12 protein-coding genes and 1 pseudogene are annotated in these 14,085 nt (G+C 72.4%); 2 read left to right on the top strand and 11 right to left on the bottom strand.

Annotated features, from left to right (window positions below):
- Nucleotides 1-147: 147 nt before the first annotated feature.
- From ACH5AO_RS19790 to bldG, 3 genes are all read right to left on the bottom strand, one after another.
- On the bottom strand, nucleotides 148-2,553 hold the full coding sequence (locus ACH5AO_RS19790) for a sodium-translocating pyrophosphatase (RefSeq protein ID WP_398926279.1): 2,406 nt from the start codon (nucleotides 2,551-2,553) through the stop codon (nucleotides 148-150).
- Nucleotides 2,554-2,870: 317 nt separating this feature from the next.
- Nucleotides 2,871-3,308: an ATP-binding protein gene (locus ACH5AO_RS19785; protein ID WP_398926277.1), complete on the bottom strand. Its 438-nt coding sequence runs from the start codon at nucleotides 3,306-3,308 to the stop codon at nucleotides 2,871-2,873.
- 117 nt (nucleotides 3,309-3,425) lie between these two features.
- A complete protein-coding gene (bldG, locus tag ACH5AO_RS19780; protein ID WP_003991900.1) occupies nucleotides 3,426-3,767 on the bottom strand; it encodes an anti-sigma factor antagonist BldG in 342 nt (113 codons plus the stop codon).
- Nucleotides 3,768-3,846: 79 nt separating this feature from the next.
- On the opposite strand from bldG, the gene ACH5AO_RS19775 reads away from it, so the two are divergent.
- Nucleotides 3,847-6,354, top strand: a complete 2,508-nt coding sequence (locus ACH5AO_RS19775; protein WP_398926275.1) for a DEAD/DEAH box helicase — start codon at nucleotides 3,847-3,849, stop codon at nucleotides 6,352-6,354.
- 2 nt (nucleotides 6,355-6,356) lie between these two features.
- On the opposite strand, the pseudogene ACH5AO_RS19770 reads toward ACH5AO_RS19775, so the two are convergent.
- The 7 genes and pseudogenes from ACH5AO_RS19770 to ssd all read right to left on the bottom strand — a co-directional run.
- A pseudogene (locus ACH5AO_RS19770) lies at nucleotides 6,357-6,767 on the bottom strand (Rv3654c family TadE-like protein); the annotation flags it as partial.
- Nucleotides 6,764-7,129: a TadE family type IV pilus minor pilin gene (locus ACH5AO_RS19765; protein WP_398926273.1), complete on the bottom strand. Its 366-nt coding sequence runs from the start codon at nucleotides 7,127-7,129 to the stop codon at nucleotides 6,764-6,766. The gene ACH5AO_RS19765 and the pseudogene ACH5AO_RS19770, both read right to left, overlap by 4 nt.
- Entirely contained in the window at nucleotides 7,116-7,325 is a 210-nt protein-coding gene (locus tag ACH5AO_RS19760) for a DUF4244 domain-containing protein (RefSeq protein ID WP_398926271.1), read from the bottom strand. Before ACH5AO_RS19760 ends, ACH5AO_RS19765 begins: the two co-directional genes overlap by 14 nt.
- A 67-nt stretch (nucleotides 7,326-7,392) precedes the next feature.
- On the bottom strand, nucleotides 7,393-8,181 hold the full coding sequence (locus ACH5AO_RS19755) for a type II secretion system F family protein (RefSeq protein WP_398926269.1): 789 nt from the start codon (nucleotides 8,179-8,181) through the stop codon (nucleotides 7,393-7,395).
- The gene (locus tag ACH5AO_RS19750) at nucleotides 8,178-9,053 is read right to left on the bottom strand and encodes a type II secretion system F family protein (RefSeq protein ID WP_398926266.1); all 876 of its coding nucleotides are present in this window, start codon (nucleotides 9,051-9,053) and stop codon (nucleotides 8,178-8,180) included. Before ACH5AO_RS19750 ends, ACH5AO_RS19755 begins: the two co-directional genes overlap by 4 nt.
- Nucleotides 9,050-10,270, bottom strand: coding sequence for a TadA family conjugal transfer-associated ATPase (locus ACH5AO_RS19745; RefSeq protein WP_398926264.1), 1,221 nt, complete (start codon nucleotides 10,268-10,270; stop codon nucleotides 9,050-9,052). Before ACH5AO_RS19745 ends, ACH5AO_RS19750 begins: the two co-directional genes overlap by 4 nt.
- 11 nt (nucleotides 10,271-10,281) lie before the next feature.
- Complete coding sequence (ssd, locus tag ACH5AO_RS19740) at nucleotides 10,282-11,388, bottom strand: septum site-determining protein Ssd (protein WP_398926262.1); 1,107 nt, start codon at nucleotides 11,386-11,388, stop codon at nucleotides 10,282-10,284.
- A 579-nt stretch (nucleotides 11,389-11,967) separates the two neighbouring features.
- Between ssd and ACH5AO_RS19735 the strand changes: the two genes are divergently transcribed.
- The gene (locus ACH5AO_RS19735; RefSeq protein ID WP_398926260.1) at nucleotides 11,968-12,801 is read left to right on the top strand and encodes an HAD family hydrolase; all 834 of its coding nucleotides are present in this window, start codon (nucleotides 11,968-11,970) and stop codon (nucleotides 12,799-12,801) included.
- 377 nt (nucleotides 12,802-13,178) lie between these two features.
- On the opposite strand, the gene ACH5AO_RS19730 is transcribed toward ACH5AO_RS19735, so the two are convergent.
- Nucleotides 13,179-14,003, bottom strand: a complete 825-nt coding sequence (locus ACH5AO_RS19730; protein ID WP_398926258.1) for an oxidoreductase — start codon at nucleotides 14,001-14,003, stop codon at nucleotides 13,179-13,181.
- Nucleotides 14,004-14,085 lie beyond the last annotated feature (82 nt).

Genomic DNA, 14,085 nt, shown 5'->3' with positions numbered 1-14,085 from the left:
GTCGAACATCCGATAGGGAACTTTTGAAGCCATTTGCACCATGCGAGAGAAGGCTCACGGCACCGGTTCCGCACACGGGGAAAGGGCGGACGGCGCGTCAATGCGCGCCACCCGCCCGCACCTTGGTCCGGTGTCCGCCGTCCGGCTCTAGGAAACCACCGCCGGATCCACCGGTTTGGGTTCCGGCTCGGGGTCGTCCTCGTCCTCCACCGCGATGCCGCGCCGCTTGGACACGTACACCGCGCCGACTATGACGAGCAGCGCCAGGACCGCGATGAGCACCCGCGTCCCGACGCTCTCGTCCGGACCGTAGGAGAACTTGACGACCGCGGGCGCGATGAGCAGCGCCACCAGGTTCATCACCTTCAGCAGGGGGTTGATCGCGGGTCCGGCGGTGTCCTTGAAGGGGTCGCCGACGGTGTCGCCGATGACGGTGGCCGCGTGGGCCTCGCTGCCCTTGCCGCCGTGGTGGCCGTCCTCGACGAGTTTCTTCGCGTTGTCCCAGGCCCCACCGGAGTTGGCGAGGAACACCGCCATCAGGGTGCCCGCGCCGATCGCGCCCGCGAGGAAGGCGCCCAGGGCGCCGACGCCGAGCGTGAACCCGATGAAGACGGGCGCCATCACGGCGAGCAGTCCGGGTGTGGCGAGCTCGCGCAGGGCGTCCTTGGTGCAGATGTCGACGACCTTGCCGTACTCCGGCTCCTCACTGTGATCCATGATCCCGGGCTTCTCGCGGAATTGCCGCCGCACCTCGTAGACCACCGAACCCGCCGACCGCGACACCGCGTTGATCGCCAGCCCCGAGAAGAGGAAGACGACCGCCGCGCCCGCGATCAGGCCGACGAGGTTGTTGGGCTGGGAGATATCCATCATCAGGCTCATCGGCGCGCCCTCGCCGCTGAGCCGCTCGCCCACGTCCCGCGCGCCGGTGGTGATGGCGTCCCGGTACGAGCCGAACAGCGCCGCCGCCGCCAGTACGGCCGTGGCGATCGCGATGCCCTTGGTAATGGCCTTGGTGGTGTTGCCGACCGCGTCCAGGTCGGTGAGCACCTGGGCGCCCGCGCCCTCGACGTCGCCGGACATCTCGGCGATGCCCTGCGCGTTGTCGGAGACCGGGCCGAAGGTGTCCATCGCGACGATCACACCGACCGTGGTGAGCAGTCCGGTACCGGCCAGCGCCACCGCGAACAGCGCCAGCATGATCGACGTACCGCCGAGCAGGAATGCCCCGTAGACACCGAGGCCGATCAGCAAGGCGGTGTAGACGGCCGATTCGAGGCCGATCGAGATGCCGGACAGGACGACCGTGGCCGGGCCAGTGAGCGAGGTCCTGCCGATGTCCCGCACGGGACGCCGGGTGGTCTCGGTGAAGTAGCCGGTGAGCTGCTGGATGAGGGCCGCGAGCACGATGCCGATGGCCACCGCGACGAGCGCGAGGATCCGCGGGTCGCCGTCCTTGCCCAGGACCGCCTCGTCGGTGACACCGTCGAGATCGGCGTACGACGACGGCAGGTAGACGAACACGGCGATCGCGACCAGGACGAGCGAGATCAGCGCGGAGATGAAGAACCCCCGGTTGATCGCGCTCATGCCGCTGCGGTCGGCGCGCCTCGGGGCCACCGCGAAGATGCCGGCCATCGCGGTGAGCACACCGATGGCGGGCACCAGCAGCGGGAAGGCGAGCCCGGCGTCGCCGAACGCCGCGGAGCCCAGGATCAGCGCGGCCACCAGCGTCACGGCGTACGACTCGAACAGGTCGGCCGCCATGCCCGCGCAGTCGCCGACGTTGTCGCCCACGTTGTCGGCGATGGTCGCGGCATTGCGCGGATCGTCCTCCGGAATGCCCTGCTCGACCTTGCCGACCAGGTCGGCGCCGACATCGGCGGCCTTGGTGAAGATGCCGCCGCCGACCCGCATGAACATCGCGATCAGCGCGGCCCCGAGACCGAACCCCTCGAGCACCTTCGGGGCGTCGGCCGCGTACACCAGCACCACGCAGGAGGCGCCCAGCAGGCCGAGGCCCACGGTGAACATGCCGACGACACCGCCCGTACGAAAAGCGATCTTCATCGCTTTGTGCGAGACGGCGGTAAGATCCTTTTCCGGCTCGCCCTCGGCCGGAGTCGCTTCGCGCGCCGCCGCCGCGACCCGCACATTGCTGCGCACGGCGAGCCACATACCGATATAGCCGGTGGCCGCCGAGAACACCGCTCCGATCAAGAAGAAAACCGACCGTCCGGCGCGCTGATTCCAGTCGTCCGCGGGCAGCAGCATGAGCAGGAAGAACACGATCACGGCGAATACGCCGAGGGTGCGCAACTGTCGGGCCAGATAGGCGTTCGCGCCCTCCTGGACCGCTGCCGCGATCTTCTTCATGCCGTCGGTGCCCTCGCCGGCCGCGAGGACCTGGCGCACCAGAACTCCCGCGACCACCAGCGCCGCCAGCGCGACGACGCCGATGACCACCACGAGCAGGCGGTTGTCGTCGGTCAGCACGGCGGCCGCGAGGGATGTGGACGGTCCCGACTCTTGTGTGAGGGAAAGCCCCGCCATTCGTCCTCCTTGACGCTTGGGCTGAGCTCAAGATGTGGACGGGATTGTAGGTACCGGAAGCCGTTCAAAACAGAGCTCGGGAAATGTAAATGTCCCGCACACACTCTTCCATAATGATCGCCGGGCGCCCGGCGACCGGAAATCGGTAATGCCTTTGACGCATTCACGTGATCGCATTTCCATGGCACGGCCGGTCGTGAACGAATTCACGCGATCAACCGCACGAGACCACTGTAAGCGCGGGCACTGACACCCGCACATGACGAAGGGCCCCGCGAGGGAGCCCTTCGGAAAAAGTCGTCGTCCGGGTGAAGCGGTCAGGCGAGGAGGCCTGCCGGCGGCACGGTGGGCCACCTCATGCGGATCGATCCGCCGTGCTCCCCCGCGCTGACCTCGACGTCGTCGACGAGTCCGCTGATGACCGCGAGGCCCATCTCGTCCTCCTCGGTCTCCGCGTCGGCGTCACCCGGCATCTCACCGGGCGCCCGCTCTCCGGGGACCGCATGGGGCGCCTCGTCGCCGACCTCGATGGAGAACTGCTTCTCCTCCTCGATCAGCAGCACCTTCACGGGTGCCGAGATGCCGACGGCCCGGTGCAGTCCCACGGCCCGGCTGCACGCCTCGCCGACGGCGAGCCTGACCTCGTCGAGGACGGCCTCGTCCACTCCGGCCCTGCGCGCCACCGCCGCCGCCACGAGCCGGGCGGTCCTGACGTGCTCGGGCAGCGCGCTGAAGCGGAGTTCGACGGTGGCCATGCATCCCCCTCGCGACTACGGGCGTGCTGCGGAGAGGCCGGGCCGTCGAAAGCCCGGCCCTCCTGCCTCTTGCGTTCTCTTCCGCCGCCCGGGCACGCGGCCCGGGAGCGGAGTTGGTCAGTCGGTGGCCGCCACCGCTTCCTCGACCGAGGTGTGGATCGGGAACACCTTGGTGAGGCCGGTAATGCGGAAGATCTTGAGAATACGCTCCTGGTTGCAGACCAGGCGCAGTGAGCCCTCATGGGCACGGACGCGCTTCAGGCCGCCGACCAGCACGCCGAGTCCGGTGGAGTCGAGGAAGTCCACGCCTTCCATGTCGACGACAAGGTGGAAACTGCCGTCGTTCACCAGCTCGACCAGCTGCTCGCGCAGCTTGGGCGCGGTATATACGTCGATTTCGCCACCGACCCTGACGATCGTGCGATCGCCCATGGTCTCGGTCGACAGGGACAGGTCCACGGATCCTCCAGCACCTAGCTATCGAGCGGTCGCCCTTGGGGCATCTCGGCTCAGCCCCCGGGACGGTTCGCCAGCCGCGATGGCATTCAATCACTTACCGGCAGGCGTGCACGACGCCTTGGCCCCATTGTCCGTCACGCCAGTGACACACTCGGTGCCGATGGCCAAGAATCACCGATCCGATCGACCCCCGACGGACCTGCCGTCCGGGCCCGCCCCGGGCGCGGTCCTGGACCGGCTCGCGTCCGGACCGAACCGGGCTTCGCGCATCACTCATACGGAGCACTTGCCCCCGCGCGAGGGTCGCCATGCCGTCTGGCCGGACCGGATCCGTCCGGAGGTCCTCGCCGCCGTGCGGGCCGCGGGCGTCGAACACCCCTGGGCCCATCAGGCGCGCGCCGCCGAACACGCCCTGGACGGCGAGTCCGTCGTGGTCGCCACCGGCACCGCGTCCGGCAAGTCCCTGGCGTACCTCGTGCCCGTCCTGTCCACGCTCCTGGACGGCGCCGAGGCCCCGAACGGCCGCGGCGCGACCGCCCTGTACCTCGCGCCCACGAAGGCCCTCGCTGCGGACCAGTGCCGGTCCGTGAAGGAACTTTCACAACCACTGGGCCATTCGGTGCGCGCTGCCGTCCACGACGGCGACACTCCGTTCGAGGAACGCGAGTGGATCCGGCAGTACGCCAACTACGTACTGACCAACCCGGACATGCTGCACCGGAGCGTCCTCCCGGCCCACCCCCGCTGGTCCTCCTTCCTCAAGTCGTTGAAGTACGTCGTCATCGACGAGTGCCACACCTACAGGGGCGTCTTCGGCTCCCACGTCGCCCAGGTGCTGCGCCGGCTGCGGCGGCTGTGTGCCCGCTACGGCGCCTCCCCCGTCTTCCTGCTGGCCTCCGCCACCGCCGCGGACCCGGCGGTCGCCGCCCGCCGCCTCACCGGCCTGCCGGTCGTGGAGGTGGCGGACGACGCCTCACCGCGCGGTGAACTGGTGTTCGCCCTCTGGGAGCCGCCGCTGACGGAGCTGCACGGCGAGAAGGGCGCGCCGGTCCGCCGTACGGCCACCGCCGAGGCCGCCGACCTGCTGACCGACCTCACCGTGCAGGGCATCCGCTCGGTCGCCTTCGTACGGTCCCGGCGCGGCGCCGAGCTGATCTCCGTGATCGCCCAGGAACGCCTCGCCGAGGTCGACCGCTCGCTGTCCCGGCGTGTCGCGGCCTACCGGGGCGGCTACCTCCCCGAGGAGCGCCGCGCCCTGGAACGCGCCCTGCACTCCGGTGAACTGATCGGCCTCGCCGCGACCAACGCCCTCGAACTCGGTGTGGACGTCTCCGGTCTGGACGCCGTGGTGATCGCCGGCTATCCGGGCACCCGCGCCTCCCTGTGGCAGCAGGCCGGACGCGCGGGACGGTCCGGACAGGGCGCCCTCGCCGTCCTGGTCGCCCGTGACGACCCCCTGGACACCTTCCTCGTCCACCACCCCGAGGCCCTCTTCGACCGGCCCGTGGAGTCCACCGTCCTCGACCCCGACAACCCCTACGTGCTCGCCCCGCACCTGTGCGCGGCGGCCGAGGAACTGCCGCTGACCGAGGAGGACCTGGACCTGTTCGGTCCGGCCACCGCGGAGCTGCTCCCGCAGCTGGAGGCCGCGAAGCTGCTGCGCCGGCGGACGAAGGCCTGGCACTGGACCCGCCGGGAGCGGGCCGCCGACCTGACCGACATCCGGGGGCAGGACGGACGGCCGGTCCAGGTCGTCGAGGCCGGTACGGGCAGACTGCTCGGCACGGTCGACGCGGGCGCGGCGCACACGAGCGTCCACGAGGGCGCGGTCCACCTGCACCAGGGCCTGACGTACCTCGTCCGCTCGCTCGACCTGGAGGACTCCGTCGCACTGGTCGAGCGGGCGACCCCGACGTACACGACGGTGGCCCGGGACACGACGTCGATCTCCGTGCTGGAGACGGACACCGAGATCCCGTGGGGCGACGGCCGCCTGTGCTACGGCTCCGTCGAGGTCACCAACCAAGTGGTCTCCTTCCTGCGCCGACGGGTCATCACCGGTGAAGTGCTGGGCGAGACGAAGCTCGACCTCCCTCCTCGTACGCTGCGCACCCGCGCGGTGTGGTGGACGGTCACCGAGGACCAGCTGGACCGGGCCCGGATCGGCCCGGGGATCCTCGGCGGTGCGCTGCACGCCGCCGAGCACGCGTCGATCGGCATGCTGCCGCTCTTCGCGACCTGCGACCGCTGGGACATCGGTGGTGTCTCGGTCCCGCTGCACCCCGACACGCTGCTGCCCACGGTCTTCGTCTACGACGGCCACCCGGGCGGCGCGGGCTTCGCGGAACGCGCCTTCCACACCGCCTCCGCCTGGCTCACCGCCACCCGCCAGGCCATCGCCTCCTGCGAGTGCGAGGCCGGCTGCCCCTCCTGCATCCAGTCCCCCAAGTGCGGCAACGGCAACGATCCGCTGCACAAGCGGGGCGCGGTACGGCTCCTCACGGTGCTGCTCGAGGGCGCACCAAAGCCGGAGGAGACGGAGGGGGCGGAGGGCACGTCCGGTGCGTCCGGGGCCGCTGGGACGTAGCCGGGCCCCGGCGCCGGAAGCGGTGGTTCCGGCGGACCGGCAGGACCCGCCCGGGCCCTGACCTCCGCCGTGAACGGCCTCCGGCCCGACGCCACCGACACGTCCGACACCTCGCCGGTGATCACGCACCGTACGAGCCGCGTGCCCTGCGCCCGGGCCACCCGGTCCGCCCGGTCGCAGGCCGCCGCGGCACCCTCCGTCCAGTGGTCCGCCGCCGCGAGCGCCGCCAGGTCCGCGCCGCCGGCCGCCCGGTGCCGGACCACGACGGCGTGTCCCAGGGCGAGGACGACGCCGGACACCACACACAGCACGGCGATCGCACCGACGCTCCAGACGGTCGCCGACCCCCGGTCGGAACACCGCGCGCGCCGTCGGCCGCATGCCGTCCACCACTCCCGGAACCGGGCCCTCACGGCACCGCCCCCAGCGTCTCCTCCACCGCGGCGACGGCCTCCTCCCGCAGGTCGAAGGGCAGTCCGTGCAGGACCGGGGGCCTGGCCTCGACGACCACCCGGACCTGATCGGTCTCCCGGCTCACCGTGACTCTCGCGCCGGGCGGTGCCGCCGCGCGGGTCACCTCGACGACGGCGTCAGGGGCGTCCTGCCGGGCCGCCGCGCGGGCCCCGGCGCGGGCCGCGTCCACGCACTGGATCTGCGCCGCCACCACCAGCAGTCCCCAGACCAGTGCCGTCGCGAACATCACCAGCACGGGCAGCACCAGGGCCGACTCCGCCGTCACGAACCCGCGGTCCGCACGCCGTTCACATCCGGCCATCGAGTGCCTGCTGCACGATGTTCCGCAGCGCCGTGCTGACCGGTCCGCTGGTGACCACCTTGTAGAGCACGACGGAGAACGCCACCGCCGCCACGATGCCCATCGCGTACTCCGAAGTCACCATTCCGGTGTCCCTCCGTACCGTACGCACCTTGCACACCAGGGCACGCAGTCGTGCCCGCACCGCCTGATACATCTCAGCCCCCTTGAGGAGAAGTCGCATTGATCTCGTGGTTCCCTTTGCTTCCACCGGTCGTCCTCCGTCAGGTGCCACCTCCTCCCAGCACCCCGCCCGCGAGTCCGATCACCACGGGCAGCACGCCGACCGCGATGAACGCGGGCAGGAAACACAGCCCCACCGGCGCGCTGACCATGACGGCCGCCCGCCGGGCCCGTGCGGTCGCCGCGCGGGCCCACTCCGCGCGGGCCTCCGCGGCGAGCCGGGCCACGGGAGCGGCCAGGGGAAGTCCGGACGCATCGGCTCGCTCCAGCAGCCGGGCCAGGGGCCGGGCGCCCGGTGACGACGCCAGCCGACGCCACGCCGCGGCCGGTTCACCGCCGAGCCGCACCTCCGCCGCGCCCCGTGTCAGCGCCTCCCCGACCGGCCCGCCCAAGGTCTCTCCGACGGCCTGCGCGGCGAGTACCGGGCCGGCGCCCGCCGCGATGCAGGCGGACAGCAGATCGGCGGCGAGCGGCAGCTGGTGTTCCGCCCCGGTGGTGCCGGGTTCCCGCGCGTGCGGAACGTCCGCCGTCCGCCGCAGGCGCCACCGCCACAGTCCGGCCGCGACGGCCGGTCCCACCACCGCTCCGACGGGACCGCCCACCAGTACCCATCCGGCACCCGCCACACCCGCGTACGGCAGCCAACTCCGCGCGACACGCAACAGCGTGAGGTGCGAGGCAGTCGTCGTCCGCTCCAGGGACAGCACCTCGGCCAGCCGCCGCCGTCCTCTCCGCTCGCGCCGCGTGCGGCCCCACCACCCCGCCAGCCAGGCGAGCGCGCACACCGTTCCCACCGCTGCCCCCAGCCTGTGGACGAGGTCCCCGCTCATGCCACCCCCTCCTCGGCGCCCCGCATGATCCGCAGTGCCCACCACAGCCCCAGGCCCTCCAGCACCCCGCCGGCCGCCAGGCAGACCAGCCCCGACGGTGTGTGCAGCAGGACGCGCAGCGGGTCGGCGCCGAGAGCCGCACCGAGCGCCAGGCCCACGACCGGGAGTCCGGCGAGCAGCACCGCCGTCGCGCGGGCGCCGGCCAACTGGGCGCGCAGATCGGCCCGCTGGTCCCGTTCGGCACGCAGCGCCGCTTCCAGCCGGTCGAGCCCGGCCGCGAGTCCGGCTCCCTGGTCCACCGCCACCCGCCAGCACGCGGCGAGTCCCCGCAGCCCTTCGGCGCCCGGCTGCCGTGCCGCCTCCGCGAGCGCCTCCGGGACGTCCCCGCCGAAGCGCGCCGCCGCCAGCACCGTCGCCCGCATGTCACCGAGTCCGCCGGAGTCCCGCGCGGCCGACAGCAGCGCCTCACCCGGTTGCCGCCCGGCGCGCACCTCCCCGGCGAGCGCCCCGCACAACGCGATCACCGCGTCGCCGCGGTCCTCCCGCGCCCGGCGTTCCCCGACGGCCCGCCGCACCCGCCTCAGCAGGGGCACCCCGGCCGCCCCCACGACGACCGGCAGCGGTGACGCGCCCAGCACCGCCGACACCAGGCCGGCGGCCAACGACCACCACTCGGCCCGCAGCCGCCCGCGCACCCGTCCCCACGCCCGGATCATCCGGGGCCACCCCGGTGGTCCGCCGCTCACCTCGCCCCCACCGGCCAGCAGCAGTCGCGCCCGCCCGGCCCCGGCACGCCCGCCGCCCAGCAGCCAGGCCGCGGTCCCCAGGCACGCCACGGCCGCACCCGTCGACACCTCGGTCGTCCCGTTCATCCCCCGGTCCCCGCATCCGGCCCACCGGCGTACCCGGCCCTCTCACCCGGCCCGTCGGCGTCCCCGTTCCGGAGCAGCTCCCGCAGGCGCTGCCATCCCCGCTCCCGGGTGAAGGCCTGCGGGCCCCACCGCAGCGCCGGCACCGTCCGCACCAACCCCGACCGGTCGCGTTCCAGCACGTGCACCTCCGCGATCCGCCGCCGTCCGCTCCGGTCGCGTACGAGGTGCAGCACCACCGAGAGGGCTGCCGCCACCTGGCTGTGCAGGGCGAACCGGTCGAGTCCGGCGGCCGTACCGAGCGCCTCCAGCCGGGCCGGTACGTCGGTGGCGGCGTTGGCGTGGACCGTTCCCGAGCCGTCGTGGCCCGTGTTGAGGGCGGCCAGCAGGTGGATCACCTCCGGGCCGCGCACCTCACCGACGACCAGCCGGTCCGGCCGCATCCGCAGCGCCTGCCGCACCAGGTCCTCGAGGGTGACGAGGCCCGCGCCCTCCTGGTTGGCGGGTCTGGTCTCCAGGCGTACGACGTGCGGGTGATCGGGCCGCAGTTCCGCCGAGTCCTCGGCCAGGACAATGCGTTCGTCCGGCCCGACCAGCCCCAGCAGCGCGCTGAGCAAGGTCGTCTTCCCGCTGCCGGTCCCCCCGCTGACGAGGAACGACAGCCGCGCGTCCAGCAGTGCCCGCAGTACGCGGTCACCACCCGGCGGGACCGTCCCGGCCGCCACGAGCTCGTCGAGGGTGAAGGCGCGCGGTCGTACCACCCGTAGCGACAGGCAGGTGCAGCCGACGGCCACCGGGGACAGCACCGCGTGCAGTCTGGTCCCGTCAGGCAGCCGCGCGTCGACCCAGGGCCGGGCGTCGTCCAGGCGCCGGCCGGCCACGGCGGCGAGCCGCTGGGCGAGGCGCCGGACGGCCGTCTCGTCGGGGAAGGCCACCTCTGTCAGTTCCAGCCCTCCGCCCCGGTCCACCCAGACCCGGTCCGGCGCCGACACCAGCACGTCGGTCACCGACGGCTCGGCCAGGAGCCGTTCCAGCGGTCCGCTGCCGACCAGCTCGGACCGCAGCTGCTCGGCCGCCCCGAGCACTTCGGCGTCACCGAGCACCCGCCCCTGGTCCCGCAGCGCCTGCGCCACCCGCGCGGGCGTCGGCTCGGCCCCGCTCTCCGCCAGCCACCGTCGCACCCCGTCGAGCAGGCCGGGAGGCATGACCGCCGCGCTCATCACCGGCCCCCTCATGCCGCCCTCGCCTCCACCAGCGCCCGCTCCCAGAACTCCTTGCAGAAACGGGCCAGCGGGCCCCGGCCCGAGGCCCCGGGCGGCCGGCCCGCCTCGTACGGGCGCCCCAGGGCGGGCTCGGCGGGCACGTCTCCGGCGAGGGGCAGTCCGAGCAGCCGGGCCACCTCGCGGTCATTCAGCCCCGGCGCGTACGGTCCGCGTACCGCCACCCGCAGGTCGCGCAGGACCATGCCCACGGCGGAGGCGACGCGGCCCGCCGCCGCGACGGCGCGCAGTTCCGCGGGGACCACGAGGAGTCCGAGGTCGAGCTGGGCGAGGACTTCGGCGACACCGTCGTCGACGCGGCGCGGCAGGTCGACCACGACGGTGCCGCCACCGCGCCGCGCGGCGGCGAGCACCGCGCGCACGGCCCTGGGCGGTACGGCGAGACAGTCACCGCGGTCCCAGCTGAGCACCCGCAGCGAGTGCAGTTCCGGCAGTGACTCCTCCAGGGCGCCACCGCCCACCCGGCCGTGTGACGCGGCGAACGCCGGCCAGCGCAGCCCTTTGGCCGTCTCGCCCCCGAGGGCCACGTCGAGTCCGCCGCCCAGCGGATCGGCGTCCACGAGGAGGGTGCGCAGTCCCTCCCGCGCGGAGGTGACGGCGAGCGCGCACGCGAGCGTGGACGCCCCGGCGCCGCCCCGGCCGCCGATGACGCCGACGGTCAGGGCGGGCCGTCCGACGCCTTCGGCCACGTCGGCGATGCGGTCGACCAGCCACTGCTCGCCGTCGGGCAGCATCAGGACGTGGTCGGCGCCGATCTCGACGGCCCGCCGCCAGACCCCGGGATCGTCCTGGTCACGGCCGACCAGGACCACTCCCGGCCGGCGTGCCGCCCCGCGAGCCCGTCGCGCGGCGTCGTCCCCGACCAGGACGAGTGGTGCGGCCTCCCAGCTGCCCCTCGGTCCCGGCACCGTGTGATGGACCTCCGGTGTGGCGCCGGCCGCCGCGCACAGGCGCAGCAGGTCGTCGAGGAGCCCGGCGTCCTCGGTGAGGATCAGCGGCGCGCCCGGCCTGCCGCCTCCGGTGGCCGGCGGCGGATCGTGGGCGATGGTTCCGGACATGTTCGTCCCCCTTTGCTGCATCTCTCGCGCAGCCCCTGCGGCCCCGCGATTCCCAGATGGGCGAAGAGCCGGCGAGCGGTTCTCCTTTGAACGGCCGGCGGAAACCGGCCGTACGCGCGCCGACAAACGGAACCGGGTGTGAACTCGCGGCGAGCGGGCGCGTCGGAATCACGATGCAGCGATCCGGAAAAGCATGTGGATCTTGGGCGATAACTGTGGACGAGCCGACGCCTGTGAATATCGCGGTCACCCATACCGGTGAGTCCCGCACACCCCCTGTGCGACTTCCGCAGAGCAGTCCGAAAACTACCGTGGGTAACTATTCATGTCCATGACAAAGAGGGGTAGGCCCGGTACAGACGAGGTGTACCGACCATGAGAAGAAGGGAGAAAACCCATCCGGACATGCGACGACCCCCGCCGGGGGGGAGAGCGGGGGTCGTCCCCACGGCCGACTCGGGGGGGGAGGAGTCGGACCGGGTTAGCACGGTCGCGAACGATCCGTGACTTCCATGGTGTACCCGAGAGCCCTCTCAGGCAAACCCACACGCCCCACCTTACGCCGAATGGGCTGCGCCTATGCTCAAGGACGTGGAAAACCACTCGATGCCCCGCACAGCCGCCTTCTTTGACCTGGACAAGACGGTCATTGCGAAGTCGAGCACGCTCACGTTCAGCAAGTCGTTCTATCAGGGCGGCCTGATCAACCGCAGGGCTGTCCTGCGCACCGCGTACTCCCAGTTCGTGTTCCTGGCCGGCGGCGCCGATCACGACCAGATGGAGCGGATGCGCAAGTACCTGTCCGCGCTGTGCCGTGGCTGGAACGTCCAACAGGTCAAGGAGATCGTCGCCGAGACGCTGCACGACCTGATCGACCCGATCATCTACGACGAGGCCGCCACCCTCATCGAGCAGCACCACACCGCGGGACGCGACGTCGTGATCGTGTCCACGTCGGGCGCCGAGGTGGTCGAGCCGATCGGCGAACTGCTCGGCGCGGACCGCGTGGTGGCCACCCGCATGGTCGTCGGCGACGACGGGTGCTTCACCGGCGAGGTGGAGTACTACGCGTACGGCCCGACCAAGGCCGAGGCGGTCAGGGAACTGGCCGAGTCGGAGGGCTACGACCTGGCCCGCTGCTACGCCTACAGCGACTCGGTGACCGATGTGCCGATGCTGGAGTCCGTGGGCCACCCGCACGCCGTGAACCCGGACCGCGCGCTGCGCCGGGAGGCTCTCGCGCGAAAGTGGCCGATCCTCGACTTCCACCGGCCGGTACGGCTCAAGCAGCGCTTCCCCGCGTTCTCCGTACCGCCGCGCCCCGCCCTGGTCGCGGCGGCGGCCATAGGCGCCGCGGCGGCCACCGCGGGCCTCGTCTGGTACGCCAGCCGGCGGCGTACAACGATGGCCTGACCGCGAACCACTCCGCCGATCGCGAACGTCCCACGGGTGCCCGTTCGAGACGGATTCGACACCGGAGGCAAAGAAGCGGGATGAGGACTTCCGCTTGCTTCGAACCCGGAGTACAAAGGACTTGACGGCCCGCGAGACCGAGGACATCCGCGAGGATCACCTTCACCAACGCATTCATGGCCCCACGGACCGCGCATGGACACCGGGAACCCACGCGACGTCGACCCGTCGATTACGGGCCAGCCGCACCAGGTGACGGGCGAAGTCCCCGACCTGATGGGCACATATCGAGGACGCTTGGTAACGCGGTGGACATGCCAGCGGCGGTACGAGTACTCGTACCGCCGCACCTCTGCCCGGCTTCCGTCCGGCCCCTCTTACGCGGCCCCGCGCTGGAGCGCCTCGCACACGGCCGTCGACTCGCGCGCCCCCAGCTCGATCGCGCGCCCGCAATGGGCGATCCAGGCCGCCACGCCCTCGGGGGTACCGGAGACATAACCCTCCAGTGCCTCGATGTAGGCCTCCCGGCCCAGCTCGGCGTGCCCGACCTCGGCCGGGCAGACCGACTTCGGATCGAGGCCGCTGCCGACCAGGACGATGCGTTCGGCCGCACGCGCGACCAGGCCGTTGTGGGAGGTGAAGGGGCGCAGCGCGAGAAGTTCGCCGTGCACGACGGCGGCCGTCACCAGCGCCGGGGCGGAACCGCCCGCGATGATCAGCCCGGACAGCCCGTCCAGCCGGCCGTGCGCCTCCGCCGCGCCGGGCAGGGCGAGCCCGATCAGCGGCTCATCGACCGGTTCGCCCTCCTGGCGGGGCCGCCCGACCCGCTCGGCCTTGTCGGCCGCCGCGACCAGGTGCAGCCGGGCCAGGACCCGCAGAGGCGACTGCCGCCAGATGGACAGCAGCTGCCCCGCCTCGGCGGTCAGCCGCAGTGCCGCACCCATCGTGCGGGCGTCGGCGTCACCACTGAAGTCGCTGCGCCGGCGCACCTCCTCCAGGGCCCAGTCGGCGCCCGACAGCGCCGCCGAGCCGCGGGCGCCGCGCAGCGCCGCCTCGGAGGTGATCTCGTTGCTGCGCCGCCGCATGACCCGGTGCCCGTAGACCCGGTCCACGGCCTTGCGCACGGACTCCACGGAGTCGGCCACTCCGGGCAGGGAGCCCAGGGCGGCGAGCGGGTCGGCGGTCGCGCCTGTCGTACTCATGAGTACGACACTACGCACCCCCGGCGGCCACCCCACGAAGGAGTGGTCTTCTTCACGCCCGGTCGCAACGTACAGCAACCTT

Origin of the sequence: Streptomyces sp. NPDC018964, assembly GCF_044390325.1 — a bacterium.
GTDB lineage: Bacteria > Actinomycetota > Actinomycetes > Streptomycetales > Streptomycetaceae > Streptomyces.
Note: the sequence above shows the minus strand (reverse complement) of the source record. Positions and strands in the feature narration are given on the sequence as shown.